The sequence below is a fragment of the Devosia sp. A369 genome, from assembly GCF_054489345.1.
In genome coordinates this window covers 34,733-58,987 of record NZ_JBTMWV010000002.1, presented here as the reverse complement: position 1 = coordinate 58,987, position 24,255 = coordinate 34,733, and the positions used below count along the sequence as shown (strand labels likewise).

The following is a 24,255-nucleotide window of genomic DNA, read 5'->3' as shown; positions in this document are numbered from 1 at the left end:
AAATCGCCGGCTCCAGTGTTTATTACCGCAAGGGGGTTTCCGAAAAGCCGGTTCCCAGTTTTTCGCCCCTTGCTCTAGGCATTGATTTGCCGACCGAAGGTCGGAATTTGGCCGGAACCTACTTCAATTCAACGGATTTGTGAACCACCGGAAACCAAGGGCTCCAGCCGCTCGCGGACGCGCTGGCGCAGACTGTCGCGCAAGGCGCGATAGGCGCTCAGCACCACCTCGCGATTACCCTCGACCAGCGAGGGGTCCGGCACGTCCCAGGACTCGATAGCGCCGGCCTCCAGCTCCTTGCGGGACACGGCCTCCAAGGCGTCGTCGGACAGGGTAATCACCAGGTCAAAGCGGTTGGCGACCAGCTCGTCGAGGATATGGGGGGTATGGACGCTCATATCAATGCCGATCTCTTCCATCACCTCATAGACGAATTGATCGGCCTTGCCGCCATGCACGCCCACCGAGCGGGCGATGATGCGACCGGGGAAGGCCTGCCGCGCCAGCGCGGCGGCAATGGGCGAGCGCACCGAATTCATCGAGCAGACGAACAGCACCGTGGGCAGCTCGCTGGTGGCCTCGTCAATGCGGCTGGCATAGGGCTGCACGGCGCAGATCAGGGTGAACAGGCGCCTTGCGGTGTTGAGATCGATCACCAGCTTGTTGTCGAGCCTTGTGCGCAGCAGTTCGGCGGCTTCGTTATGCATGCCGCGCCGCGCCATATCGACGGTTTCGATCTGGAACGGCATGGCCGAACGGATCGCCTCGTAATAGGCGTCGCGAATGCGGAAATAATCTCGGATCAGCCGGCGGAACGGGGTCAGCGACAGATAATGCGCCGCGATCGGCTGGAAGGTTTCGGGATGGCGCACGTCGAGCACGATGTAATTGCCGACAATCGACATATGCAGGGCGAACGGCCCCTTGGCCGTGACCCGCGCCGGGCGGAAACTATTGTCTTCGAGCAGGTCGAAAATGGCGATGCGCCACTCATGCACCTCGTCGGGATTGATCGAGGTGATGGTGTTGGGATCGAGCGTGACGGTGACCAGGCGATCGGTAGCAGTCGGTTTCGCCTGATTGTCCATCGCGATGCTCAATGGTTGAGCCTGATGGAAACCGAGCGACCGTGGCCGTCGAGCCCTTCGACCTCGGCCAGAATCACCGCCGCCTCGCTGAGCGCGGCCAGAGAGGTGGGGTCGCAGCCCAGAATGGAAGTGCGCTTGACGAAATCGAGCACGCCGAGCCCGGAGGCGAAGCGGGCGGTGCCGGCGGTGGGCAGCACGTGATTGGAGCCGCCGACATAGTCGCCAATGGCTTCGGGCGTGTGGTGGCCGAGGAAGATCGCGCCGGCATGGCGGATCAAGGGCAGGATGGATTGCGGGTCATCCAGCGCCAGTTCGACATGCTCGGAGGCAATGCGGTTGGCCAGGGCGACGGCCTCGGTGAGCGAGGCGACGGTGATGATGGCGCTGTGCTCGTCCCAGCCTTCGCGGGCATTGGCCGGATTGGGCAAGGCGTTGATCTGGCGATCGACCTCGGCGGCCACGGCGTCAGCCAGACCCTTTTCGGTGGTGACCAGGATCGAGCGGGCGCCGGAGCCATGTTCGGCCTGGGCAATCAGATCGGCCGCGACCCAGGCGGTGTTGGCCGAGCCATCGGCAATGACCAGCACTTCAGAGGGGCCGGCGATCATGTCGATGCCGACCTTGCCAAACACCTGGCGCTTGGCGGCGGCAACATAGGCATTGCCGGGGCCGACAATCTTGTCGACCGGCGCAATGGTGGCGGTGCCATAAGCCAGAGCGGCCACGGCCTGCGCGCCACCAACGCGATAGATCTCGGTGACGCCGGCAATCTTGGCGGCGAGCAGAATGGCCGGCGCAATCTGGCCATCGGGGGTCGGCACCACCATGGCGATGCGCTCGACACCCGCGACCTTGGCGGGCACGGCGTTCATCAGAACCGAGGAGGGATAGGTGGCCAGACCGCCCGGGACATAGATGCCCACGGCATCGACCGGGGTCCAGCGGGTGCCCAGGGTCACGCCCAAGGCATCGGTATAGATCTGATCCTGCGGCTGCTGCTTTTCGTGATGCGCCCAGATGCGGTCATGCGCGGTCTGCAAGGCGCCGCGCACGGCGTCGTTGACCTGCGCGGCGGCGGCGTCGATCTCGTCGGTGCCGATTCGCAAATCGGCGGCGGTATAGCTGGTGCGGTCAAACCGGTTGGTCAGCTCGACCAGCGCAACGTCGCCCCGCGCCTGCACGTCGGCGATGATGCCGGCGACCACATCATTGACGTCCCGGCTGGACTCGCGCTTGCCATCCAGCAGGTCCTGGAACCGCTGTTCAAAATCACTATCGGCGCTATCGAGGCGAATCGGCATGCAAGAACTTCCTGTAAATTTTCACCGGCCGGGGCCGGCTGCGCAAAGCAGCTGGGTTCAATCCAGCGCGTGAGCGGGCTTGGCAGTGGCGGCCCAGGTGGCGCCGAGATCCGACAGGCGGGCTTCGAGACATTCGACGCCGAGCCGCACCGTGCCGCCGCCGGCAAAACTGAGTTCGATAATGCCGGCCGGGCCATCGATGGGCATGAAGGTGATGGCGAGCAGGTTGAGCACGCCTTCGGGCGCCGCCGGATCAAAGCCATTGCTGACCACCGACTGCACCGCATCGAAATGCAGCGCGGCGCGCTTGCGCACGCCCTTGTCGCGCCGGCCGGAGCCCGATTCCCAATCGAAGCGGTTCATCAGCAGGGCAAAGCGGCGGTCGCCGCGCGCATAGCCCATGTCAGCCACCCGCACCACGGCGTCCTGCACATGGGTTGAGATGACTTCAAGGTCCTCGGTATCAAGCGCCAGCAGCTTGAGATCGCTCATGGATGGTCGGCCCTTTTTTGGCGTGCAAACGACCCTATCTGGTCACGCCCTTCCCGATCTACAAGTTTGAGCTGATAGGGGCAATGCGGCGGCGCAGAAAAGGCGTGCCAAAGCGCCGCCTGTGTGCGGTTTTCGAGCGATGATGGCGAGGCGATTGCCTCCATGGATAGTTAGATAGTGAGACAGCCGCCTCGCCATCATGCCGGGATTTTCGCAGGTTGGTTCAGGTACGCCAATGTTGCAGACGCAGCTGCCGGTTTCCTCTGCCCAATGGGAGCGACCTCCCATCCCCGACCGTCCCCACGCTCATCACTCGTCATGATCGCGCTCTGGCGTGGGCGATGAGGGGAGTATGCGGGAGGAATTGGGGGCGGGGATAAGATGGATAAGTCATCCAATCCACCGCGCGTCACCCTCGGGCCTGACCCGCGGGGACTGTACTTGCCGCACGCTCAACAAGTGAAGAGCCCTCGGGTCAAGCCCGAGGGTGACGGCTGGGGTGGTGGAAGGCGCACAGCCTTCTCAGTCGACACCCTCCCCCTTGCGGGGAGGGATCAAGGGTGGGGGTGGTTGGCCACGTTCATCGGGGCTCTCGCCCCCCTCCCGGCTCGATGACGGAGTTAGCAAGGGCTAACTCCTATCTCGCTCTCCCTCCCCGCAAGGGGGAGGGTGAAACCGGTGGGTGGGCGATACTTTCCATCCACCGTGTCCCCGTTTGTGGAAAGCTTTAGGGCGGCGACCGCCGCCCTACCCGGCCAGCCGTTCGATCTCGGCGCCGCAGCGGCTGAGTTTGTCTTCCAGGCGTTCAAAGCCTCGATCGAGGTGATAGATGCGGGTGACGATGGTTTCGCCCTGGGCGGCGAGGCCGGCGATGACCAGCGACACCGAGGCCCGCAGATCGGTCGCCATCACTTGCGCGCCCTTGAGGCGGGTCCTGCCGTGGACGGTGGCCAATTGGCCATCGACCGAAATATCGGCGCCGAAGCGGGCCAGTTCGGCCACATGCATGTAGCGATTCTCGAAAATGGTTTCGCGAATCTGGCTGGTGCCCGAGGCCATGGTCATCAGCGCCATGAACTGGGCCTGCAGATCAGTCGGGAAGCCGGGGAACGGGTCGGTTTCAACATCGACCGGCAACACACCATTGCCATTGCGCTGGACGCGCAGGCCCTCGGGCTCAACGGTCAGCTGGACGCCGGTGCGGGCCAGAATATCCAGCGCTGACTGCAAATGCTCGGGGCGAGCGCCCTTGAGCAGCACATTGCCGCCGGTCATGGCCGCGGCCATGGCGAAGGTGCCGGTTTCGATGCGGTCGGGAATCACGTCGACGGTGGCGCCATGCAGCTTTTCCACGCCCTCAATGGTGAGGGTGCGGGTGCCGATGCCGGTGATTTTCGCACCCATCGCCACGAGACACTCGGCGACATTGGTGATTTCGGGCTCCTGCGCCACATTCTCCAGCACCGTGACGCCCTTGGCCAGGGTGGCGGCCATCAGAATGGTGTGGGTGGCGCCCACCGAGACTTTTGGGAACACGATATGCGCGCCGATCAGGCCGCCCTTGGGCGCCTTGGCGACGACATAGCCCTCATCGATGTCGATTTCGGCACCCAGCGCCTTGAGGCCAAAAAGGAACAGATCGACCGGTCGAGTGCCGATGGCGCAGCCGCCAGGCAGCGAGACGCGGGCCTCGTGGCAACGAGCCAGCAGCGGGCCGATGACCCAGAAGCTGGCGCGCATCTTGGAGACCAGCTCGTAGGGCGCGGTGGTGTCGACGATATCGGCGGCAAGAAAGGTCATGCGCTGGCCGACGCCCTCCTCCTCACCGCGACGGCGGCCATGCACGGCGATATCGACGCCGTGATTCTCGAGGATGCGTTCGAGTTGCTTGACGTCGGCGAGGCGCGGCACATTCTGCAGCACCAGCGGCTCATCGGTCAGCAACGAGGCGATCATCAGCGGCAAAGCGGCATTCTTGGCGCCCGAAATCGGGATTTCGCCATTGAGTTCGTTGCCACCGATCAAACGGATACGGTCCATAGTCTTGTCCTATATGGCGGGCACAGATGCCCATCTACCTGGAAGGGGAGGTAGGCCAAGTCCTAGTTGCCACGTAAGCCAGACTCGCCGCACTCAGCGTCGATATGGGCATATTCACGTGAGGACGGCCTGCAACTCGTTGCTCTCTGCGCTTCCGGTGCTCACGTACTGCTGTACGCTCCGCTCCGGTTCTCGAAAGCCACGCCTTTCGTCTCGTCCTGACGTGAATCTTCTCCACATCGCAGTTCACTATCATCATAGTCGCCCGAAACTGGTTTACGGTTTATTGACCGTATCGGTTCCGGGGGGCGATTGGGGATCGGGCGCTTGCTGCTCGGATTGCTCGCGCGCCTTGGTCTGCCCCTTTCGCCGCTTGAGGTTTTCACGGAGCTTTGCGGCCAATCTTTGCTCACGTTGGGCGGCTTGTTGGGTTTTGGTCATCGCTGTGGGGAATCGTGTTGGCCGTTGAGATGGTTGATAGGCGTTTTTTGGCCTTGCGTCGAGGTTGGGCCTATGGCAAAGGAGCCCCGTCGCGCCGGGTAGCCCTACCCAACACCGCGCCGATGCTGCCGTAGCTCAGTGGTAGAGCACCCCCTTGGTAAGGGGGAGGCCGACAGTTCAATCCTGTCCGGCAGCACCAGTTTTCCCTTTGAAATCCTAGAGCTATCTGGTTTTACCAGGCAATCTGAAGCCGCCAGTGATTACACACGGGCGGTCCGCATGGGCCTTTCCATGCCTTGTCCTTTCAAGCATCGCAGCGCACTCCCTACGCGCTGGCTGAATTGGCACTTCCGGGCCTGCGGCCTATTGCTGGTCTTGGCGGGAGCGTGTCTAAGCCATGGCACAATGTAAGGGCTTGCCAATGCTTGATTCTTTCCTGCCGCGTGCGGCGCTTGGTGCTGGGTTGCTCGCCCTTGGCATGGTCGGTGGGCTTGCCCTGACCTCACCGGCATGGGCTGCGCCCGCAGTGAGCGGATGTTATGCCGGCAGCGAGGGCAACAGCGGGTTTGCTTACGGCGGGAACGCCTGTTCGGCGCCGACCGGATCGGCCGGTTCGGATCGGTGGGACACCACCGGCTTTATCGGGCTCAGCTTTTCCATCGGCGACGGCTTCAATCCCCATCTCGCCGTCGGCCTGCGCCACACCAACGTCAATCCCAGCAATTTCGTCTATGGCGGTGAAATCAACGCCTCGGTCTCCCTGATCAAGGGGCTCGAGGACATGCAAGTTCGTCTGCTCGGCATCGCCGGCGACGCCGGCACGCTCGGCGTCGGCCTGCTCGGGAATGCCGGCATCGGCTGGGATTTTGGCGCAAATTCGCTGTTGTTGAACGCCGGCCTGCAGGTGCCGTATGCGCGCTTCTTCATCGACTATACCGTTGATGACAGCGCGCTGCGCGCCTTCCTCGAGGCCAACTCCTACGGCAGAATCGAAACCGTGCAGAACACGCTGACCTGCGGCAGTGGCACGGTGCTGGCCAATGGCGCCGAAATGCTCCAGCAATGGGCAAGCGTCCTGCCCTCTACGGGCGTGTCGGGCGATATTTTCGCCGGATCTATCTTGTTTCCTGGCGCCTTCACCGAAGCCTTTGCCGGCGCCCCGTCGACTGCCTTCGTCAACGGTCAGTCCTGCTTCGAGGTGGGGCAGATACTTAACTAGCAGCAGTCCTGCGCCATATTGTACGCCTTGCGCCAGCGGCGGGGCGCACACTTACGCTTGCCCGGTTTTTGAACAGGCCGGCTGAGGCGTGGGCGCGGGCAACCCTAAATATGCCAACCCCTTGAATTCCCAAATTTATCCACCATGTATATTGGGCGGGGTCGCCCGCACCTCAATATAATAAAATATTTGGAGCACATGATGGGAAGAAAACCATTCATGCGGCCCGTTTTTCTTCGGCTAAAACAAAGCCGGACTGGAAACTATCAGGCTCGCAACGCCTCTGAGGCAATGGAATACTTGAAGCTTTTTTGGCCTGGCGCCAGAACCGGCGAGTACAGGCGTGCAAAAGCCATGTGTCGCAGCGCCTTGGACAACCTCGTATCGGCCGAGTCCGCGCGCAACTATTTGATTGCGGCAGCGGAGCGCGCCGGCATTCTCGACCGCGTCGTCAACCAGAGCAGCGTGCCGCCCGCACATGCGGCCGCATAGCACTGCCGGCGCATCACGCATATGCGCTCCCGGCATTTGAGGAACCTACCCCACCCAGCTAGAAGGAAATGAACATGACCAACATCAACTATTCCGCCCCCGCCGAACTTTTTCCCGGCAGGAACGCGAAAACATCGCGCCAGATCGGCTATCGGCGCTTCGCCTCGGTTGCTGAGGCTGTCCGCTTCGCCGTCGAGGATATGCCGGCCATCTTGCTGCGCGGGGCTTACCTCGAAGTGGAAGAGAAGCGTTTCGACGGCTCGCAAATCCGCACCCTCTACAACGCTGAAACCTTCCCACTGGCGCGTGCTGCGTAAGCTTGGAGCGAAACGCCGCAGGCTTTCGCCGAACGGTTGCATCCATGCCGGCAGAGCCTGGTGACTGAAAGACAGACCGCCCCGCAATGCAGCGGGCCGGTCCTTTCGCCGTTGGATAACAGACAACAACAACTCTGCCTTGCGGCTCAGGCCAGGATGGCGGTGCCGTTGGTCTTGTTGGCAGGCCTGGGGCTGTAGGAGCGGATGGCGGCGGCCGGTGTCACGTCGGCGGGAACGGCAGGGCGTGGCGCCAGGGCCTTGGTCTTGGGGACGCTTGCCGGCTTGGGTTTTGCAGCCGGGTTCATCGCGCGACTGGCGGCGGCGAAGCGGCGTTTCTGGCTGGGAGACATGTCGGCAAGCAGGCTGGTGATCAGCGGCAGCACCCGCTCGTCAAAATAGTCACGGGTAACGCTAGCCCCGACACTGATCCCTTTATTGGTAATATTGAAGTCGATGCGGTCTTTCACTCGTCCGCACCTTTTAAATATTGCCCATAGCAGTGTGATGACATGGCTCTGCCGTCAAATCATTGGCGAAATTCGATTCCCCGGCCGGTGTGCGTTCATTAGAATCGCGCCTTCGGCCGGCTCGACCAATTCATACAACTGAACCGCAGACGTTAACGACGACGGCGAGTTTGTGGTTAATATTTGGTTAATGAAATTGGTAAAGTTTTAGGCTTTTTGTCTGCTTTTCGACGGCTCCAGCAGGCCAGATCCCTTCCCCCAAACGGCGTGCCGTGCAGTAGCCACGAGAAAAATAGCTCGCCTCTAAATTCTGTAGGCCCTTATTTTTACTCAGCTAATTTCCTACACGCAGATTCACCCGCCGCGTTTTCCTGGTGCAGATGGCCAATGTGGTTTGGCCGCTAGCTCTGCGGCGGCGGCGTGTGATTGCGGCGGGCAGCGCTGTTAATAAGGGGTGATAACCACCCGCGGCGGTGGATGGCGGGCGTGAGATATGGCATGCCATGCTTAACGCTGGTAGTTAATGACTCCTTAACGGGGCCTATCGAGGTCGGCAGGGCGAAGGCTGAGGCGGGTACGGCACACGAAGATGCCGCGCTATTGCCGCCCAATATATCGAGGGGAATCGCCGAATGGTTGCGGCATGGGTTGAGACGCTGGCCGACAGGGTTGGGCTGAAGCCGAAGCGCGTGGCCCCGAGCCGGCGCCCGGTACCGCGCGCGCCGGCGGAGCGTCCACGCGGCGATGTGTTCGAACAGCGATTAGAGGCCATTTTCGAGGGCACGCGCCCGGTGGCGGGTCGCGTGGTCGGCGGCAGCCTGGAATTCGCTGGCCTGAGCGAGATCCGCTCCGCGCTGGGCGTGACCTGGGACCTGGTGCGCGAGCGCGTGCGCCAGATTACGGAAACGGAACTGCAGCGGCAGCTGCGGCCGCTCGACCTCTACCGCATCTACAGTAATTCAACCTATCTGCTGTGCCTGTTCGACCTGTCCGAGGCCGAAGCGCGCAGCAGAATCGGCCTGATTTCCCAGAGCATCTGCGACGCGCTGGTGACGGAAATTCCCTTCATTCGTGGCCGCATCCGGCCGGAACATTTCGTCGGCACCCTCAATGGCGGAGCCCTGCATGGCGTTGAGGGGACGCTGATCGACCGGCTGTTCAATTACACGCGGACGATCAAGGCCGAAGCCCAACGCAAGACCGCCGGCAGCACGCGCTCCCTGGTGGACCGTTCAAGAGTGCTGTTTTCGCCGTGCTGGAAGCGCTCCAAGAATGTCGTGGCGCTCAACCGCTGCATTCTGGATGCCAGAGGGCGCGGCCATGGGCAAAGCCGATTGGCCTATGGGGACTATGACGAAGCCGCCGCCAATCTGGACTTTCTCATGCTGTCACGGGCGGCAAAGTCGCTCTACGAGATGAAGCCGTCCGGACGCGCCGCGCCGGTGCTGATCCCGGTGCAATATGAGACGCTGAGCAATTCGCGCAGTTTTGCCACCTACGCGGCGCTGCTGGCCGCAATTCGCGGGCCATACCGGCGGCTGATTGCCCTGCAAATCGTGGATATCGACAGTTCGCATACGCCGCAGGCCATATTGGAGGTGGTGAACAGACTGTCGCCACAGGTCAAATGGCTGTCGCTGACCTTCGACCTGTCCGATCTGCGGATTGCCGAAGCCGCGCAGCTGCCGGTCTGGGCGCTGGCGACCGATCTCAGCAATTGGCGCAGCACCGACGGTTCGGTGTATCAAAAGCTGTGCCAGCTTCGCGCCGTCGCCTCCGCCGCCGGGCTGAACACGATTGCGCGCGGCGTCGACTCCGTCGGCCTGGCGCAATTGGGGGTCAAGGCCGGCATCACCTATATGGACGGCTCAGCGATCCAGCCGCTCTCCTATAGTCCACGCCCCATCAGCCCGCTAACGGCAACGCCGTTCGGCTTTTCGTCGGGCGATTTCATGAAGCGCTGGCATACCTGACGGCATTAGCCGTGGCTCGGGGTCAGCGTCGGGTCAGCTCGACCACTGGAATGACGTCGCGGGTGGTGGTCTCTGCATATTTGGCGAATTGCGGAAACAGGCTCGCCTGTTTGGCATAGACGCTGTCGCGCTCGGCCCCGTCCAGCACGCGGGCGCGCACCGGAATGCGCTCGATCGTGGTGCCATCGCCCACTGAGATATCAAACTCGGGCTGAGCGACAACATTGTGAAACCACGCCGGGTCCTTCGGGCCGCCGCCATAGGAGGCGAAGACATACCAGGGGCCGGCTGCCTCTTGCAGGAACATCAGCGGCTGAGTCCGTTCCAGGCCGGATTTCGCCCCGCTAGCGTGCAACAGCAGCACCGGGGCGTCCTTGAAATGGCCGCCGGGGTGGCCGCCATGGCGATTGAAGTCGGCGATAACCTGCTCGTTAAAATTGCTCATGCTGCCAACCTCATCTGCCTTGGGAAACAAGCCTTACAACTATCCGCCGGCCTGTCGAGGACGAAAGCGCGTCCCCTCTCTGAGCGGAGAGGGGACGCAGGCGCCTAGATCCAATAAGGCGGGACGCCATAATGGTCATAGACCTTGCGGCCATTTTCGGCGGTCCAATAATCGTCGTCTTCATCCTCATATTTCGGCGCGTTGGTGAGCTGCTCCTTGGTCACGTCGACCCGGTAGCCGCCCAGGCTCTCGTCGTAATTGAGCTTGGACCAGGGCAGCGGATAATGCTCGTTGCCGATGCCGAGGAAGCCGCCGAAGCTGAGCACGGCATAGGAGACCTTGCCGCTGCGCTTTTCCACCAGGATGCGCTCGATCGAGCCGATATGCTCGCCCCGCGGATCATAAACCTTGGTGCCTTCAACCTTGTCAGAGGCGATGAGATCGTGGGTTTCCTTGACGGTGCCGTCGCCAGCGCGAATGTCTTCGTAAGCCATCTCGTTCTCCTGTGTTGGGTGTGCTGGGTCAACGTCGCCCCGGCGCAGGGGTTCCGACAAAGAACGGGGGAACTCCCGGCGCAGCGGCGCATTTGATCTCTGAGCAGTCCTCAACCCCATATGCCAAGGAGAAGTGCCATGGTTTTTGACAGCCTCCGCGACCGCATCGGTGGGCACGACAAGATTACGCCGATGGGTATCGCCCATAACAGCCTATTCACCGCCAAGGAGAAGATCGACCTGCTGCAACAGCTCAAGGCGGATGTGACCGGCGCCAGCCATGAGGGCGAGGATTTCGGCTTCGACGCCGACGAGATCGATCGCGCCATCGCCGAAATTCGCGAAGGCGTGCAGAACGGCGTCGGCACTCAAACGGTCTTCAAGGGAGATTTCTGATGGCAACTGTCCCCAAACAACCCCTGCCCAATGTGGCGCGGGTCGATGCGCTGGTCGACGAAAATGGCTCGCGCATTGACGTGCCGGAAAATTCGCCCCTGCGGGTGGCCGGTGAGCATGACGCATCGGTTGGCGGCACCAGCCCGACCAATTGGTGGCTCTATGGGCTGATCGGCCTCGCCATCATCATCGCCGTGCTGCTGGTGATGCAGATGCTGCAGGGCGCGCCGGCCACCGATATGCAGCCGGGCACCCCGACCTCGGAAAGCGTGGTCACGCCGGCGACCGATCCGGCCATGCCGGTGGCCCAGTAAACCCACCGCACCACGAAAAAAGGCGCGACCCGGAGGTCGCGCCTTTTGTTGGTCTAGCGTCGCGATCAGCCGTTGATCGGGGCGATCTGGATTTCGACGCGGCGGTTCTGCGCGCGGCCCTGCTCGGTAGCGTTGGACGCGATCGGGCTCGTTTCGCCCTTGCCTTCGATATAGAAGCGGCGCTGATCGATGCCCTGATTGGCCAGAATGGTGGCCACGGAAACGGCGCGGCGCTGGCTGAGGCTGAGATTGTAATTATCGTCGCCCTGGCTGTCGGTGTGGCCATAGACGTCGACAATCGACTTATCAAACTTCTTGAGCACCAGCGCGACCGAGACCAGCGTCTGGTTGAAGCCGGGGTTCACCGTCGACTGATCGGTGGCGAAGGTGATGTTGGACGGCATGTTGAGCACGATGTTCTGGCCGACACGGGTCACCGAAACGCCGGTGCCCTGCAGCTGTGCGCGCAGCTCGGATTCCTGCTGGTCCATATAGGCGCCGATGCCGGCGCCGGTCAGGCCACCCACGCCAGCGCCGATCAGCGCGCCGACGCGCGGATCACCACCGACCGCCGCGCCGACCAGAGCACCAGCCACCGCGCCACCACCGGCACCGAGCAGGCCGCCGCCGGCGGTGTTGGAAAGCTGCTGCTGGCCAGTATAGGCGTTGGTCGTGCAGGCAGAGAGTGCCATGGCGGCCGCGAAAGCGACCAGAATCTTCGACTTCATCAAGAATCCCCCTGAAGGATTGGTATATGGCCAGTTGGTGACCACTGAATACGGCAGCATGGTGGTGAACGATAGCGCCTGAACGGCAGATGAACCAGTCTTGGCGATAATCAGCTATTCGCCCAGCCGCCATCGACCAGAAATTGCTGGGCCGAGATCATGGCGCTGTCTTCTGCGGCCAGAAACAGCGCCATGCGCGCCACGTCCTGCGGATGAGCGTGACCGGCCAGCGCCTGCTCGGCCTCGATGCTGCGCAAAGCCGCCTCGTCGATCCACAGCGCCAGCTGGCGCTCGGTGATGACCGCGCCGGGCACCAGCGAATTGACGCGAATGCCGGATTTGCCCAGCTCGCGCGCCATGGAACGGGTCAGGCCATGGATCGCCGCCTTGGCGGTTTCATAGATGGGAATGCCGGGCGACATGATCATCCAGCTGATCGAGCCGGTATTGATGATCGAGCCGCGCCCGGCCTTGATCATGCCCGGCGCCACGGCCTGGATGGCAAAGAACGCATGCTTGAGATTGACCGCCATATTGTCATCCCAATAGGCGGGCGTGACCTGACGCCAGTCATGGCGCTGGTCATGGGCAGCATTATTGACCAGCACCAGCGCATCGCCATGGGCTTCGGCAAAGCCGGCAATGGCGGCCTGATAGGCCGTGGTGTCGGTGATATCGCAGGCGGTGAAGCGCACGCTGTGGCCGGCTTGGGTCAGCTCGGCCGCCAGTTTTTTGCCCTCGGTTTTGGCGATATCGACAAAGCCGACCTTGGCGCCCTGCGCGGCAAAGTGGCGGACAAGACTTTCCCCAATGCCCGAGGCACCGCCTGAAATAACGACGGGCGTGCTGGACAGACTGGGATAATGCGCAAATTCGATCATGAAGCCTCCGGTTGACCGCGTGGGTAGCGCGGGCATGCCGGGGGAGCAAGTCTAGCGTTCCCTCTCCTCGGGGGAGAGCGGGAAGAGGGCTCGCGCTACCCGCGCGGGGCGACGTCGCGCGCCTCCATCGCCTCGAGCAGCGCCACCACCTTGTCGACATTGGCCAGATGCCGGGTCTCCATGGAGAAATTCAGCGTCACATGCTCGCGACCGGGGCAAAAGGTGACGATATTGGTGGCCGGGTGCCAGGCGCCGCAATAGATCGGCTCGATCAACCCATGGGTCATCGGGCCATAGGTGCGGTGCGGCGGCACCAGCGTCAGCACCACATGGATGCCGCCATTGAAGCGCCAGAAGCGTTTGCCCGGCAGCGCGGGCAGCACGCGGTTGAAGCCGCGCAGCGCCTTGAACATGGCGTTCATCATCACCTGGAATTTGGTGATGTCCTTCTGCTCGATGCTGGCCACGGTAGCGTCGACGGCGTGGACGTAATCGACGAAATCCTCGAGCACGGTGAATTTGGCTTCCAGCGCCCGCACCCGGAAAAACTCGTCATCGGCGTCGTTCCGCCGGGTATCGAGCATGGTATAGGCGGCGGCGATCACCTTCTTGCTCATCGCCTTTTCGGCGCCGGTGCCATTGAGCGCGTGGGTCACCAGCGCAAACAGCAAGGAGCGCTGCCGCACGCCGAGCTTGTTGGCCAATTGGCGCAGTCGGTGGCGCTGCAGCGCCAGGGTGCGGAAGCCCCAGGGCTGTTCCGCCGGTGCCAGCACGCTGGCGATGGCGATATAGAGTACCGCCATGAACCCACCCTGCAGCGCCCCCTTGCAGCGGGCGCGCCAACCCAGCCGATTAGAACGATCCGACATGGTGCCGTGGCTGGCCGATTGCGAGCGGGTCAGCAGCGCCGAATCCGAACCTTCAAGCAGCGCATGGCTGGAGCGGATCTGGATGATCGACGCCCGCCCCGCCGCATCCGGCCCGCCCCGGCGCACCGCCGCCATGACGCGGAATAGCGGCAGATCCTTGTGCTCGAAGATATCCAGCGATTTGCCGAGCCAGCGGTCGGGATAACCATCCAGTTCATCCACCAGCTCGACAGTGGTGATGGCATCGAGAATATGTTTGGGAAAGGGTTGGCCGGGGCGCGCGCCGGCAAAGCCATGCGTCAGCTGCGGCGCCAGCGCCACCATTTCGGCCACCAGATTGCCCAGCCGGTCCTGATCGAAGCTCTGGGTGGAAAAGGCGGTGAAAAACACCGTGTCCTTGCCCTCGAACAGGAACCACTGGAAATCGGTGAACAGGGCCTGCGGATGGCGGCGCACCGCGGCCTGGGCCAGGTCGAGAATCTCGGCCGGCTGACCAGCAAAGCTGGTCGACGAAAAACTCTTCACGGAACTCACCCCCTCATGAGACCCACGCAGCTTTCACGTGATGGTAATCCGGGAGCTGTTCGGCTTCAACTGGGCGCAACGCCGTCCGTTAACGCGCCGATAGCGCGGCGAACTGCTCTGGCAGACCCAGCCAGACAATCGACACAGACGCATTGGCAGATGGGTCGCTTCACCTTAGAATGACTCTGATGTTTCGTGCAGCCACCTGTTGCTTGAACGCGTTAGCAGGTCGCGCGGCGAATTGACCTATGTCAATGCGGTCGCCGCCAACCTAGATATTGCTCTCCTCGAAGCAGGGTTTTCGGCCCGGCAGCAGCGGGGCACGGAAGGATTTTTCGATGGATTATCGCGGCATATTCGAAGAGGCAGTCGACACGCTGCGGGCGGAAAAGCGCTATCGCGTGTTCGCCGATATCGAGCGTATTGCCGGCCGGTTCCCGCGCGCCATCTACCGTGATGACGCCGACAACCAGCGCGAACTAACCATCTGGTGCTCCAATGACTATCTGGGCATGGGCCAGCACCCCAAGGTGATTGCGGCGATGCAGGATACGGCCGGCCGCCTCGGCGTCGGCTCGGGCGGCACCCGTAATATCTCGGGCACCAACCGCCCGCTGGTCGAGCTGGAGCGTTCGCTCGCCGATTTGCACCGCAAGGAAGCCGCGCTGATCTTCACCTCGGGCTTTGTTTCCAATGAAGCCTCGATCGCCACCATTGCGCGGCTGCTGCCCGATTGCATGATTTTCTCCGACCAGCTCAACCACGCCTCGATGATCCAGGGCGTGCGCCAGTCGGGCATGGAGAAGAAGATTTTCCGCCATAACGATGTGGCCCATCTGCGCGAATTGCTCGCCGCCACTGACCGCAAGCGGCCCAAGCTGATCGTGTTTGAATCGGTTTACTCGATGGATGGCGACATCGCCCCGATCAAGGAAATCTGCGATCTGGCCGAGGAATTCGGCGCGCTGACCTATATCGATGAAGTCCATGCCGTGGGCATGTATGGCCCGCGCGGCGGCGGCATTGCCGAGCGCGACGGCCTGATGGATCGTATCGACGTCATCGAAGGCACGCTGGCCAAGGGTTTTGGCGCGATGGGCGGCTATATCGCCGCCAACAAGGCGATCGTTGACGCGGTGCGCTCCTATGCGCCCGAATTCATCTTCACCACCTCCCTGCCCCCGGCGCTCTGCGCAGCGGCCCACGCTTCGATCGAGCATCTCAAAACCTCGACCCATGAGCGCGTCATGCATCAGCGCCAGGCGCGGCTGACCAAGGCGATCCTGGCCGATGCCGGCCTGCCGGTGATGGACACCGAAACCCATATCGTGCCGCTGATCGTCGGCGATGCCCGCGCCGTCAAGGCCGCCAGCGACATGCTGCTCGACAAGCACAATATCTATGTGCAGCCGATCAACTACCCCACCGTGCCCAAGGGCACCGAGCGCCTGCGCATCACGCCGACGCCGCTGCATACCGACGAAATGATCTTCGCCCTGCGCCACGCGCTGGTCAGCGTCTGGACCAGCCTCGAACTGCCGCGCGAAGCCGCCGACGCCAAGATCACGGCGCGTAAGCTGACCTCGGGTGATCTGACGCTGCCGACCAGCGGCGGCTGAAGGAACGGGCAAACCGGCCCGCTATTATTGGGGCCGGTGCCCAATTCCAACATCGCAAACGCGGTGTCATCCCCCGCCTTGAGCCGGGACCCATCCTGAGATGGGTGTGCCGACTTGATCGGGGGATGGGCCCCGGCTCAAGGCCGGGGTGACATCGTGGGTGGGGCGTACCGCAACACACACACTGGCGAGCGCACGCCCCGTTCTTTCGTCATTGCCGGGCTGGTCTCGGCAATCCAGCGATGGATGCGCGCCCCCATGGACCACCCGGACAAGCCGGGTGGTGACGGTGGGGAGAACGGGTGTTGACGGCGTGTGGAATTGACGGCGAGCGAACGCCCTAGCTCGTCAGCACGATCCGCATCAAATCGGCGGTGTTCCTGGCGCCCAGTTTTTCCATCACTCGCGCCCGATGCACTTCGATGGTGCGGGGGGAGATGCCCAGTTCGCGGCCAGCTTCCTTGTTGGACTGGCCGTTGGTGATCAGCTGCAGCACTTCGCGCTCGCGCGGGGTGAGTTGGGAGAAGCCGCGCACCTCCACCGGACGCCGCCCGCCCTGCATCGCTCCCAGATGCACGTCGCGGCGGAGCGCGTCGCGGATGACGGTCAGCAGATGCTCGGTATCGATCGGCTTGGAGATGACGTCGGACGCCCCCAGCTTCATCGCCGTCACCGCCGCCTCGACCTGCGGCGCGTCGGCCAGCATGAAGACCGGCGTGCCGGTGCGCATCGATTTGACCCGGCGCAGCAGGCCCAGCCCACTCTCCTCGCCGACCCGCAGATTGAGCACGACGATGTCGGGTCGCCGTCGCTCCAGGCTGACGATGAAATGCGCCGCCTCCAGCGAAAAAATCGTCTGGAAACCTTCGAGGCGGAACAAAATGCTCAGGGCCTCGCAGGTGGCCGGGTCCGCATCGACAATGTGGATCATCCGGTCGCGGTTCAGGAAGGAATGGTAATAGATGCCGTCGCTCATGTTGCCCTCTGCCCAGTTCAAATTCACGCTGATCGTGACCACCCGGTTCGAGGCGTTGTCGGCGAGGCCTACCGAGGCAGGTCCGCTGGCGCGGCCAGCAGGTGAATCGCTAAGGTAGTTTGCGCTAAGTGTTCCTGCCGTCGACAAGGACAACGCGTAGGATAGACCAGGCGATTATATACTTCACACACCCATACCGAATCAGTGGGAGTGGTGATAAGAAGAATCGATGGACGCGATCAATTTCGCTAAAGAGAACTGGGCCGTGATTGAGCAAGCGCCGTGGGCGTTTGTGGTGTGCGCCGCGCTATTCCTAGGGATCGGCTTCGCTGTCTCTAGTCGTCTGACATCCGAACGATTGGCTTTAGCCGAGGATCGCGTAACCGACTACAAGGAAAAGCTTGAGGGTAAGTCCCCGGAAGAAGCGGCGCAGCTGATTGGCGCTCTCGAAAAGAGATTGTCTGCGATAGAACCCCTCACGCTCAGCGGGAGGCAAATGGACGAGTTGGCTGTTGCACTTAGCAAAGCCCCGGCGACCGTTGACGTTGTTCATGATGGAATTAGCGCTGGCTCAAAGAAATTACATGGGCAGTTAATGGCCGTTTTTCAGAAAAGCGGATGGGCTGTCGATCAAGGTATGATTGTGGGTATGGGCATGCAGCCTAAGTCGGCGATAGCAATTTTCGCCAGAAATGGCACCCCCGGTCTCCAGACGATGATTTCAACTTTCCACGAAGTCGGTTTGCAGTTTGAATATCAAGACGAAGAAAGAATCATAAGCGGGCGTCCCAACGCCATTTACCTGCTGGTCACTTCTCCGACTTCTTAGCCTCTGGCTTTGCCTTCGCCACTTTCTTCAACGCACGGTCAAAAGCCGCCTCGTCCTCGTTCGTTTCGAGTTCGCGGGCGGCTTCTTTGAATTTGTCGATCTGCGACTTATTGGGGTTCGAAAAGGCTGTTTTGGCGGTACTCACCGGGCAAGTTCCTCGTATCTCTGACCGCCCGTAGATCGCATTGTCCGATCTTTGAGCGGTCGAATTTCTTCTTCAGTCTACCGTCCACCGAAAGCATCTCATCGCACCCTAAATCGAGAGCCGTGGCGACATGAATGCGGTCTGCTGCCTTTTCGGAAAACCCTTCATTCCAATAAAGGTCACGCGCACGTATGGCCACGAAGGGCGACATGCCATGTACTTGCACACCGTCTTTGCCAGATAGAAGCAATCGCTCAATCCGGTTTTTCAACGCCTCGTCCGGCTCTTGCATTCGGTCCACGCGCAGCACTTCCGCAACGGTCATCATCGAGGTCCAGACCTCGATTTTTCCATCCCGGCTGGCGTTGAGAAGGCGCTTGGTCATATCTGCGTCTTCTGGATGATCTAGAGGGAGCTTCCGCTCCTCCTTCAACATCTCGATAAAACAGCAGGCGTCTAGGTAAACCCTAGTCATCGCCCCTCGTTCTGTCCAAAAAGGAAACTACGTCTTCGTCGCCAATCATGTCTTTGACGCTGCCTGGTAGGGCAGAAAACTCTGCGTCACTCAGGCGAGGATAAACCAGAACGTCACTCACCGTCATTTCCGTTGGGGAGCCAGTGAGGCGATCTGCCGTGATCATTCCGCCAAGGTGTACAACTGCGTCCTTGTCTTCGAATGCCGCATAGACCTTTGCGTAAAGACCCGCCGCGTATGCGCACTTCACCGTCGCAGCGGACGCGAAGTCCTTCAAATTGAAGTACCCATTTTCCTTATACCAAGTCGCGGGTCGCCCTTGGAGCGACCCTTGGTAGGTGAACGGCTCCTCTAGGGCTTCCTTCATCAGCACCGCTGCCGACTTGGTCAGTTTCTCCCACCTCGGCTCATCATCAGCGCCGGTCAGCAAGCCAATGCGAATTGCTTCGTCATTGTCCATTTCAGCGCCTAGCGCGACGAAGCTTTGGATGGTCTTCTTGGTGAAGTTGGAGGGAACCCGTTGCGGCGCCTTCGTCAGACCATAGGACGAGAAAAACTCAATACCCGCGTCAAATCCGGCAACTGCTGCAGTATCAAATTCACTGTAGCTCTCAACGGTGCTGCCAAAGGAGCTATCGTAGAAATCGGAGGCGACCAGATCGCCAATCGATATTTTCGCGCCAGCATCGTCAGCCAAGTTACGGAGAAACCGCTCCACGGAGCCCGACAGTTTTCCAAGCTTATCCAGTCGGACGCCATGGCCTCCGGGATTAATTTCTAGCTTGAATCGCAAACGGGCCATCTTCCGGCCTACTCGATACGCGCCATGTAAACGGGCCCCCTTACCTACCAACTGTTTGATAGGTCAACCGCTTGCCGACGATAGCACGGAGGGCGTGACCGGCGCGAGCCTGATCATCAACCCCAAGGGCAATACGGTTATTGTACCGGAAATCGAACTCAGCCAGATACCGGTGCAGGTGCTTTTCAGAACAGTGCTGGTACACGCCTTTCATCCCCCTCTTGAAGATGCTGAATACGCCTTCGATGGTATTCGTGTAGGCCTCGCCGCGAACGTATTCCTCAGCGCCGTGGTTGACCGTCTCGTGGCCAAGGAACTCGCGGGCAATCTTGGTGTAGAGGCGGCTTTCGTCGGTGTTCAGAATCGTCTCGCGGTTGACGTTGGCAGCGACGATGTTTCCCACGGTGGTTACGTCCGCACGGTCAACGTGGAAGGAACGGACAGAGCCGCCGCGCTCAACCAGAGCGACAACCGCGCGCTTGCCAGAAGGGCCGCGACGGGTCTTGGACTTGAATGGCTGGCCGCTGGTGCGAGTGGTCGGCTGTTCTTCGGTCTTGCCGAAGTAGGTTTCATCCGCCTCAACCACGGAACCGTTGCCGCCCATCGGGGACAGGTCGCCAGCGCGCATTGCTTCGCGGATGCGGTGCGCAAGGAACCAAGCGGTCTTGTAGGTGACTTCAAGCGTCCGGTGAATCTGGTGGGCAGAGACGCCCTTCTTGCTCGACACCATCAGGTGAATGGCCTGCAACCACTTGTGCAGTTCTAGGTGGCTTTCCTCAAAGATGGTGCCGATGCGAACCGTGAACTGGCTACGGCACTGGCCGCACTTCTTGAGGCCGTGGCGGATAACGCCTTCCGGGTTCTTCTTGGAAGGCTTGGTACGGACGTTGTTTAGGACATAAATCCGCTCGACACCCCCGCAATGCGGGCACACAGGACCATTTTCCCAAAGCGTTGCTTCAACATGAGCAAGAGCAGCGGCTTCATCGTGGAAATAGGGCTTGGAAAGAACGGACATAGAGGTAACTCCTTGAGATCATTAGACCTCAAGTACATGGGTTTGTCAAATACATAATCGCCATAGACCACCTATATATTAGGTTTATTTGCCTATCGCGCAAATGTTAACGGAATTCAATCCTATATTTTTGGCAAAGGAAAGGCCGGCGACCAGGGATCGCCGGCCGGTCTGGTTTAGCGCGGGCTGGCGCGCAGCGCGTCGCGAATTTCGGTGAGCAGCACTTCTTCCTTGCTCGGCGCGGGGGCTTCGACCACGGGCTCGGCAGCGGCCTGGCGCTTGAGCTTGTTGATGCCCTTGACCACCATGAACAGCACGAAGGCGATGATGGTGAATTTCACCACGGCGTTGATGAACAACCCGATATTGAGGGTGGCGATACCGGCATCCTTGGCGGCGGCGAGCGAGGGCACCGCAATGTTGTCGGGGTTGGACAGGACGATGAACAGATTGGAAAAATCGATGCCACCGATGATCAACCCGATCAGCGGCATGAACACGTCGTCGACGATGGAGGAAACGATGGCGCCGAAGGCAGCACCAATGATCACGCCGATCGCCAAGTCAATCATATTGCCTTTGATGGCGAAGTCCCTGAATTCCTTGAACATTGCTGGCTCTCTAGTTTGGTGTCCGTCCCTACCCAAGACGGCCGCACGATATGCGGGGATTAAGAATTCCTTAGCTGACGGCTAAATGCAATGGGTCCACAGTAGGTCTTGCGCAGGTTTCATGGCGAGCCGATAGTCCGGCCGCACCCCGACAGCCCAGGACTGCCACCAAAATGCCCGCTCACAAAGGCGATGAAGCAGCCCGTCTCAGACAGGCGCTCGACCATATTCCGCAAGGCGTTGCGGTGTTTGACGCCGCCCTGCGATTGGCCACGTCCAATAGCCGCTACAACACGCTGCTGGCGCTGCCGCCCGAGCTGATCAAAATCGGCACGCCGCTATTCGACATCGCGCTGTTTCTGGCCGACCGGGGCGATCTGGGCGTCGGCGACGCGGCGCGGCTGGCCATTGAGCGCATCAATGTGCTGACCGCGATGCCCAGCACGGTGACGCAGCGGCTGGGTAATGCCGGGCAGATGCTCGAATTTCATTCCAGTCGCCTGCCCGATGGCGGCCTGGTGGTCAGCTTTTCCGACGTGACGGCGCGGGTGCGGGCCGAGCGGGAACTGGCGGGGATGAACCAGTCGCTGGAAGAACGGGTGGCCGAACGCACGGCGGCGCTGACCAGGGTCAATGCCGAGCTTGAAACCGCCCGCGCCAAGGCCGATGCCGCCAATCACGACAAAACGCGGTTTCTCGCCGCGGCCAGCCATGACCTGCTGCAGCCGCTCAACGCGGCGCGGCTCTATACCTCGACGCTGATCGAGCGCTCCAAATCGACCGGGCTGGCCGATCTGGCCAATTCCATCGAGGCGTCCCTGACGGCGGTCGAGGAAATCATGGGCGCGCTGCTCGATATTTCGCGCATCGACAGCGGTGCGCTCAAGCCGATGCTGGCGCCAGTGGCCGGGCGCGATGTGCTCAAAAAGATCGAGCTGGAATTCGGGCCTATGGCGCGGGCGCGCAATATTACCCTGCGCGTTGTCGGCACCGATGGCTCGGTGCTGGCAGACCGGGCCTTGATCGGCCGCATCGTGCAAAATCTGGTGTCCAACGCCATCAAATATACCCCATCCGGCGGCAAGGTGCTGGTCGGCTTCCGACGGCGCGGCAGCCGCTTGCGGCTCGACGTGGTCGATACCGGCATCGGTTTCAATCGCGACCAGCACAAGCTGCTGTTCGCTGAATTCTCCCGGCTCGAACGCGGCGCCCGCATGGCGCAGGGACTGGGGCTGGGCCTATCCATCGTGCAGCGTCTGGTGACTGCGCTGGGGCTGACGCTCGAACTCGACAGCACCGAAGGTCGCGGCTCGCGCTTCTCGCTGTTCCTGCCGTCGACGCGCACCGTCCGCGCCACCGAGGAAGCCAGCATCGCGCCCACCGAAATCAGCTTCGGCACGCTGGGGCTGAAGATCCTCTGCGTCGACAATGAGCGGGCCATCATCGAGGCGATGGAGGGGCTGCTGCGGCATTGGGGCTGCGATGTGCGCAGCGCTCTGTCGCTCAAGCAGATCGACCGCGAGGGGCTGCTCGAAGGCTGGTATCCCGATCTGGTGCTGATGGATTACCATCTCGACCAAACTTCTGGCCTCGATGCCATCGAATGGCTGCGGCACAATCTGGGTGGCCATCTGCCGGCGGCGCTGGTCACTGCCGACCGCAGTCCGGCGGTGCGGGCGCTGGCCGAAGAGCGCGGCATTGCCGTGGTCAACAAGCCGGTCAAACCCGCCGCGCTACGCGCCGCGATCAGCGGGCTGGCCAATCAGAGCCGCACCACGGTCAAGCGCACCGGCTAGCCGTTGCGCCTCAGGCTATAGCGGTGAACAGCCCTGCCTTGCGCCGCTCCAGCGCCCACCAATAGATCGCGCCGCGCGCCACGAACCAGCAATGCATGGCGGCCCACAGCCCCCAATTGCCCAGCACCGGCTCCAGCGCCAGCGCCGCCACCAGGAACACCACTAGCGAAATCACCATGCCATTGCGCATGGTGGCATTGAGCGTGGTGCCCACCAGAATGCCGTCATAGACAAAGGCCGGCATGAAGGTGACGGTGCACAGCGCCGCGATCGGCAGATAGGTCAGCGCATAGGCCTGCACTTCGGCATTGGTGGTCATCAACCCGATCACCAATGGCCCGGCCAGATACCAGGCCACACCCAAGGTCAGCGTCAGGATCAGGCCCCACAGCATGCTCAGCCCATAGGCCTGATCGAAGGCCGGTCGCCAATTGGCGCCCACGGCCTTGCCGGTCAGTTGCTCGGCCGCCTGGGCGATGCCGTCGAGGAAATAGGCAATGATCATCAGCAGGTTGAGCAGCACCGCATTGGCCGACAGCGCCACCTCGCCCATGCGCGAGCCCTGTGCTGCGAACCAGCCATAGGCGCCCATCAGCGCTGCCGAACGGATCATCAGATCGCGGCTGAGCCCGAACATGCGCTTGAGCGCGACGGCGTCGAGCAATTCGCCCGGCGCGATCTTGCCGAGCACGGCGCGCAGCCCGCCATAGTGCCGCAGCAGCACGGCAAGCCCGACAATGCTGGCCACCACCTGCCCCAGCACCGTGCCCGCCGCTGCGCCGGCCACGCCCCAGCCCAGCCAATAGACAAAGCCGATGCTGAAAATGATGTTGATGCCATGCAGCAGCATCTGCAGCGCCATGCCGGTCTTGGCCGAGGCCCGGCCATAGAACCAGCCGAGCAGCGCGTAATTGACCAGCGAGAACGGCGCCGACCAGATGCGGACGTTGAAATACTCCGCCAGCGCGGTACTCGCCCCGGACTCAGGCGCCAGGGCAAGCGTCGCCAGCCATAAGGTCGGCGCAGCCAGCGCGATCATCAACACGCCGATGCCGACACCGAGCAGGATGGCGCGGCTGACATGCAGCAGCCCGTCACGCGGGTCGCGCGCACCAACCGCCTGCGCCGTCAGCCCGGCAGTGCCGATGCGCAGGAAATAGGCCAGCGAAAAAATGATGTCGAACAGCAGCGCGCCGAGCACCAGCCCGCCCAGCATGCCGGCATCGCCCAGCCGGCCGATGACGGCGATATCGACAATGCCCACCAGTGGCTCGGTGATGAAGGCCACCGAGGCCGGCAGCGCAATTTTCCACACATCGGCGTGGCGCACGTCGAACGGATGCTGCGGGCGGGGATTGGTGGGCATGGGAAAAACTCGGAGGGATCAGCGTTTCCTAGCACAGGATCGCCGCCGCCTCCCACAGCGGCATTGCAGCGCAGGGATCGTTCAAGTATCGCCCCTCATCCGCCCTTGGGCACCTTCCCCCAGGAGGGAGAAGGGA

General features: G+C 61.8%; 27 protein-coding genes and 1 tRNA gene. 10 read left to right on the top strand and 18 right to left on the bottom strand.

The window, feature by feature from the left end; translation table 11 throughout:
* Positions 1-128: 128 nt before the first annotated feature.
* The 5 genes from ACX3OZ_RS03840 to ACX3OZ_RS03820 form a co-directional block, all read right to left on the bottom strand.
* Positions 129-1,088 (bottom strand): UPF0262 family protein, encoded by a 960-nt coding sequence (locus tag ACX3OZ_RS03840; RefSeq protein ID WP_459096491.1) that lies wholly within the window; start codon positions 1,086-1,088, stop codon positions 129-131.
* A gap of 8 nt (positions 1,089-1,096) precedes the next feature.
* Positions 1,097-2,389 (bottom strand): histidinol dehydrogenase, encoded by a 1,293-nt coding sequence (gene hisD, locus ACX3OZ_RS03835; protein ID WP_459096490.1) that lies wholly within the window; start codon positions 2,387-2,389, stop codon positions 1,097-1,099.
* Positions 2,390-2,446: 57 nt separating this feature from the next.
* Positions 2,447-2,881 carry a DUF2948 family protein gene (locus ACX3OZ_RS03830; protein WP_459096489.1) on the bottom strand — a complete coding sequence of 145 codons (435 nt, stop codon included), beginning with the start codon at positions 2,879-2,881 and terminating at the stop codon, positions 2,447-2,449.
* A gap of 747 nt (positions 2,882-3,628) precedes the next feature.
* Positions 3,629-4,921, bottom strand: coding sequence for a UDP-N-acetylglucosamine 1-carboxyvinyltransferase (murA, locus tag ACX3OZ_RS03825; RefSeq protein WP_459096488.1), 1,293 nt, complete (start codon positions 4,919-4,921; stop codon positions 3,629-3,631).
* A gap of 276 nt (positions 4,922-5,197) precedes the next feature.
* Positions 5,198-5,362 (bottom strand): hypothetical protein, encoded by a 165-nt coding sequence (locus ACX3OZ_RS03820; RefSeq protein ID WP_459096487.1) that lies wholly within the window; start codon positions 5,360-5,362, stop codon positions 5,198-5,200.
* Positions 5,363-5,486: 124 nt separating this feature from the next.
* Between ACX3OZ_RS03820 and ACX3OZ_RS03815 the strand changes: the two genes are divergently transcribed.
* From ACX3OZ_RS03815 to ACX3OZ_RS03800, 4 genes are all read left to right on the top strand, one after another.
* A tRNA-Thr gene (locus ACX3OZ_RS03815) sits at positions 5,487-5,561 on the top strand.
* A 222-nt stretch (positions 5,562-5,783) separates the two neighbouring features.
* The gene (locus ACX3OZ_RS03810) at positions 5,784-6,581 is read left to right on the top strand and encodes a hypothetical protein (RefSeq protein WP_459096486.1); all 798 of its coding nucleotides are present in this window, start codon (positions 5,784-5,786) and stop codon (positions 6,579-6,581) included.
* A 219-nt stretch (positions 6,582-6,800) separates the two neighbouring features.
* A complete protein-coding gene (locus ACX3OZ_RS03805) occupies positions 6,801-7,073 on the top strand; it encodes a DUF982 domain-containing protein (protein ID WP_459096485.1) in 273 nt (90 codons plus the stop codon).
* Between the two features lie 74 nt (positions 7,074-7,147).
* Complete coding sequence (locus tag ACX3OZ_RS03800; protein WP_459096484.1) at positions 7,148-7,390, top strand: hypothetical protein; 243 nt, start codon at positions 7,148-7,150, stop codon at positions 7,388-7,390.
* A gap of 146 nt (positions 7,391-7,536) precedes the next feature.
* Here the strand turns inward: ACX3OZ_RS03800 and ACX3OZ_RS03795 are convergent, their stop codons facing one another.
* On the bottom strand, positions 7,537-7,857 hold the full coding sequence (locus ACX3OZ_RS03795; RefSeq protein ID WP_459096483.1) for a hypothetical protein: 321 nt from the start codon (positions 7,855-7,857) through the stop codon (positions 7,537-7,539).
* 632 nt (positions 7,858-8,489) lie between these two features.
* Here ACX3OZ_RS03795 and ACX3OZ_RS03790 point away from each other — a divergent pair.
* Positions 8,490-9,830 (top strand): hypothetical protein, encoded by a 1,341-nt coding sequence (locus tag ACX3OZ_RS03790; RefSeq protein ID WP_459103852.1) that lies wholly within the window; start codon positions 8,490-8,492, stop codon positions 9,828-9,830.
* 22 nt (positions 9,831-9,852) lie between these two features.
* Here ACX3OZ_RS03790 and ACX3OZ_RS03785 read toward each other — a convergent pair whose 3' ends face one another.
* On the bottom strand, positions 9,853-10,275 hold the full coding sequence (locus ACX3OZ_RS03785) for a nitroreductase/quinone reductase family protein (protein WP_459103851.1): 423 nt from the start codon (positions 10,273-10,275) through the stop codon (positions 9,853-9,855).
* A gap of 104 nt (positions 10,276-10,379) precedes the next feature.
* On the bottom strand, positions 10,380-10,769 hold the full coding sequence (locus tag ACX3OZ_RS03780) for a PRC-barrel domain-containing protein (protein WP_459096480.1): 390 nt from the start codon (positions 10,767-10,769) through the stop codon (positions 10,380-10,382).
* Positions 10,770-10,907: 138 nt separating this feature from the next.
* Here ACX3OZ_RS03780 and ACX3OZ_RS03775 point away from each other — a divergent pair, with 138 nt between their 5' ends.
* Entirely contained in the window at positions 10,908-11,165 is a 258-nt protein-coding gene (locus tag ACX3OZ_RS03775) for a hypothetical protein (protein WP_459096479.1), read from the top strand.
* The gene (locus ACX3OZ_RS03770) at positions 11,165-11,479 is read left to right on the top strand and encodes a hypothetical protein (protein WP_459096478.1); all 315 of its coding nucleotides are present in this window, start codon (positions 11,165-11,167) and stop codon (positions 11,477-11,479) included. The genes ACX3OZ_RS03775 and ACX3OZ_RS03770 overlap by 1 nt, the downstream gene beginning before the upstream one ends.
* A 65-nt stretch (positions 11,480-11,544) precedes the next feature.
* Here ACX3OZ_RS03770 and ACX3OZ_RS03765 read toward each other — a convergent pair whose 3' ends face one another.
* From ACX3OZ_RS03765 to ACX3OZ_RS03755, 3 genes are all read right to left on the bottom strand, one after another.
* Positions 11,545-12,207 (bottom strand): OmpA family protein, encoded by a 663-nt coding sequence (locus ACX3OZ_RS03765; protein ID WP_459096477.1) that lies wholly within the window; start codon positions 12,205-12,207, stop codon positions 11,545-11,547.
* Between the two features lie 110 nt (positions 12,208-12,317).
* Entirely contained in the window at positions 12,318-13,088 is a 771-nt protein-coding gene (locus tag ACX3OZ_RS03760; protein ID WP_459096476.1) for an SDR family NAD(P)-dependent oxidoreductase, read from the bottom strand.
* 95 nt (positions 13,089-13,183) lie between these two features.
* On the bottom strand, positions 13,184-14,482 hold the full coding sequence (locus ACX3OZ_RS03755; protein WP_459096475.1) for a hypothetical protein: 1,299 nt from the start codon (positions 14,480-14,482) through the stop codon (positions 13,184-13,186).
* 338 nt (positions 14,483-14,820) lie between these two features.
* Between ACX3OZ_RS03755 and hemA the strand changes: the two genes are divergently transcribed.
* Positions 14,821-16,101, top strand: a complete 1,281-nt coding sequence (gene hemA / locus ACX3OZ_RS03750) for a 5-aminolevulinate synthase (RefSeq protein ID WP_459096474.1) — start codon at positions 14,821-14,823, stop codon at positions 16,099-16,101.
* A gap of 340 nt (positions 16,102-16,441) precedes the next feature.
* On the opposite strand, the gene ACX3OZ_RS03745 is transcribed toward hemA, so the two are convergent.
* On the bottom strand, positions 16,442-17,077 hold the full coding sequence (locus tag ACX3OZ_RS03745; RefSeq protein WP_459103850.1) for a response regulator transcription factor: 636 nt from the start codon (positions 17,075-17,077) through the stop codon (positions 16,442-16,444).
* A 229-nt stretch (positions 17,078-17,306) separates the two neighbouring features.
* On the opposite strand from ACX3OZ_RS03745, the gene ACX3OZ_RS03740 reads away from it, so the two are divergent.
* Positions 17,307-17,906 carry a hypothetical protein gene (locus tag ACX3OZ_RS03740; protein WP_459096441.1) on the top strand — a complete coding sequence of 200 codons (600 nt, stop codon included), beginning with the start codon at positions 17,307-17,309 and terminating at the stop codon, positions 17,904-17,906.
* Here the strand turns inward: ACX3OZ_RS03740 and ACX3OZ_RS03735 are convergent.
* From ACX3OZ_RS03735 to mscL, 5 genes are all read right to left on the bottom strand, one after another.
* On the bottom strand, positions 17,887-18,051 hold the full coding sequence (locus tag ACX3OZ_RS03735) for a hypothetical protein (RefSeq protein WP_459096440.1): 165 nt from the start codon (positions 18,049-18,051) through the stop codon (positions 17,887-17,889). The two genes, ACX3OZ_RS03740 and ACX3OZ_RS03735, sit on opposite strands and share 20 nt — an antisense overlap.
* Positions 18,014-18,526, bottom strand: a complete 513-nt coding sequence (locus tag ACX3OZ_RS03730) for a type II toxin-antitoxin system VapC family toxin (protein ID WP_459096439.1) — start codon at positions 18,524-18,526, stop codon at positions 18,014-18,016. Before ACX3OZ_RS03730 ends, ACX3OZ_RS03735 begins: the two co-directional genes overlap by 38 nt.
* Positions 18,519-19,328, bottom strand: a complete 810-nt coding sequence (locus ACX3OZ_RS03725; RefSeq protein ID WP_459103849.1) for a hypothetical protein — start codon at positions 19,326-19,328, stop codon at positions 18,519-18,521. The genes ACX3OZ_RS03730 and ACX3OZ_RS03725 overlap by 8 nt, the downstream gene beginning before the upstream one ends.
* A 40-nt stretch (positions 19,329-19,368) precedes the next feature.
* Entirely contained in the window at positions 19,369-20,346 is a 978-nt protein-coding gene (locus ACX3OZ_RS03720) for an IS1595 family transposase (protein ID WP_459103848.1), read from the bottom strand.
* 176 nt (positions 20,347-20,522) lie between these two features.
* Positions 20,523-20,957 (bottom strand): large conductance mechanosensitive channel protein MscL, encoded by a 435-nt coding sequence (gene mscL, locus ACX3OZ_RS03715; protein ID WP_459096436.1) that lies wholly within the window; start codon positions 20,955-20,957, stop codon positions 20,523-20,525.
* A gap of 173 nt (positions 20,958-21,130) precedes the next feature.
* Here mscL and ACX3OZ_RS03710 point away from each other — a divergent pair, with 173 nt between their 5' ends.
* Positions 21,131-22,753, top strand: coding sequence for an ATP-binding response regulator (locus ACX3OZ_RS03710; protein ID WP_459103847.1), 1,623 nt, complete (start codon positions 21,131-21,133; stop codon positions 22,751-22,753).
* A 10-nt stretch (positions 22,754-22,763) separates the two neighbouring features.
* On the opposite strand, the gene ACX3OZ_RS03705 is transcribed toward ACX3OZ_RS03710, so the two are convergent.
* Entirely contained in the window at positions 22,764-24,119 is a 1,356-nt protein-coding gene (locus tag ACX3OZ_RS03705; RefSeq protein ID WP_459096434.1) for an MATE family efflux transporter, read from the bottom strand.
* Positions 24,120-24,255 lie beyond the last annotated feature (136 nt).

Bases quoted from the DNA above. Each gene is read 5' to 3' on its own strand.
- ACX3OZ_RS03840 (WP_459096491.1), bottom strand. From the start codon at position 1,088: ATGGACAATCAGGCGAAACCGACTGCTACCGATCGCCTGGTCACCGTC.
- hisD (WP_459096490.1), bottom strand. From the start codon at position 2,389: ATGCCGATTCGCCTCGATAGCGCCGATAGTGATTTTGAACAGCGGTTC.
- ACX3OZ_RS03830 (WP_459096489.1), bottom strand. From the start codon at position 2,881: ATGAGCGATCTCAAGCTGCTGGCGCTTGATACCGAGGACCTTGAAGTC.
- murA (WP_459096488.1), bottom strand. From the start codon at position 4,921: ATGGACCGTATCCGTTTGATCGGTGGCAACGAACTCAATGGCGAAATC.
- ACX3OZ_RS03820 (WP_459096487.1), bottom strand. From the start codon at position 5,362: ATGACCAAAACCCAACAAGCCGCCCAACGTGAGCAAAGATTGGCCGCA.
- ACX3OZ_RS03810 (WP_459096486.1), top strand. From the start codon at position 5,784: ATGCTTGATTCTTTCCTGCCGCGTGCGGCGCTTGGTGCTGGGTTGCTC.
- ACX3OZ_RS03805 (WP_459096485.1), top strand. From the start codon at position 6,801: ATGCGGCCCGTTTTTCTTCGGCTAAAACAAAGCCGGACTGGAAACTAT.
- ACX3OZ_RS03800 (WP_459096484.1), top strand. From the start codon at position 7,148: ATGACCAACATCAACTATTCCGCCCCCGCCGAACTTTTTCCCGGCAGG.
- ACX3OZ_RS03790 (WP_459103852.1), top strand. From the start codon at position 8,490: ATGGTTGCGGCATGGGTTGAGACGCTGGCCGACAGGGTTGGGCTGAAG.
- ACX3OZ_RS03785 (WP_459103851.1), bottom strand. From the start codon at position 10,275: ATGAGCAATTTTAACGAGCAGGTTATCGCCGACTTCAATCGCCATGGC.
- ACX3OZ_RS03780 (WP_459096480.1), bottom strand. From the start codon at position 10,769: ATGGCTTACGAAGACATTCGCGCTGGCGACGGCACCGTCAAGGAAACC.
- ACX3OZ_RS03775 (WP_459096479.1), top strand. From the start codon at position 10,908: ATGGTTTTTGACAGCCTCCGCGACCGCATCGGTGGGCACGACAAGATT.
- ACX3OZ_RS03770 (WP_459096478.1), top strand. From the start codon at position 11,165: ATGGCAACTGTCCCCAAACAACCCCTGCCCAATGTGGCGCGGGTCGAT.
- ACX3OZ_RS03765 (WP_459096477.1), bottom strand. From the start codon at position 12,207: ATGAAGTCGAAGATTCTGGTCGCTTTCGCGGCCGCCATGGCACTCTCT.
- ACX3OZ_RS03760 (WP_459096476.1), bottom strand. From the start codon at position 13,088: ATGATCGAATTTGCGCATTATCCCAGTCTGTCCAGCACGCCCGTCGTT.
- hemA (WP_459096474.1), top strand. From the start codon at position 14,821: ATGGATTATCGCGGCATATTCGAAGAGGCAGTCGACACGCTGCGGGCG.
- ACX3OZ_RS03745 (WP_459103850.1), bottom strand. From the start codon at position 17,077: ATGAGCGACGGCATCTATTACCATTCCTTCCTGAACCGCGACCGGATG.
- ACX3OZ_RS03740 (WP_459096441.1), top strand. From the start codon at position 17,307: ATGGACGCGATCAATTTCGCTAAAGAGAACTGGGCCGTGATTGAGCAA.
- ACX3OZ_RS03730 (WP_459096439.1), bottom strand. From the start codon at position 18,526: ATGACTAGGGTTTACCTAGACGCCTGCTGTTTTATCGAGATGTTGAAG.
- ACX3OZ_RS03725 (WP_459103849.1), bottom strand. From the start codon at position 19,328: ATGGCCCGTTTGCGATTCAAGCTAGAAATTAATCCCGGAGGCCATGGC.
- ACX3OZ_RS03720 (WP_459103848.1), bottom strand. From the start codon at position 20,346: ATGTCCGTTCTTTCCAAGCCCTATTTCCACGATGAAGCCGCTGCTCTT.
- mscL (WP_459096436.1), bottom strand. From the start codon at position 20,957: ATGTTCAAGGAATTCAGGGACTTCGCCATCAAAGGCAATATGATTGAC.
- ACX3OZ_RS03710 (WP_459103847.1), top strand. From the start codon at position 21,131: ATGCCCGCTCACAAAGGCGATGAAGCAGCCCGTCTCAGACAGGCGCTC.
- ACX3OZ_RS03705 (WP_459096434.1), bottom strand. From the start codon at position 24,119: ATGCCCACCAATCCCCGCCCGCAGCATCCGTTCGACGTGCGCCACGCC.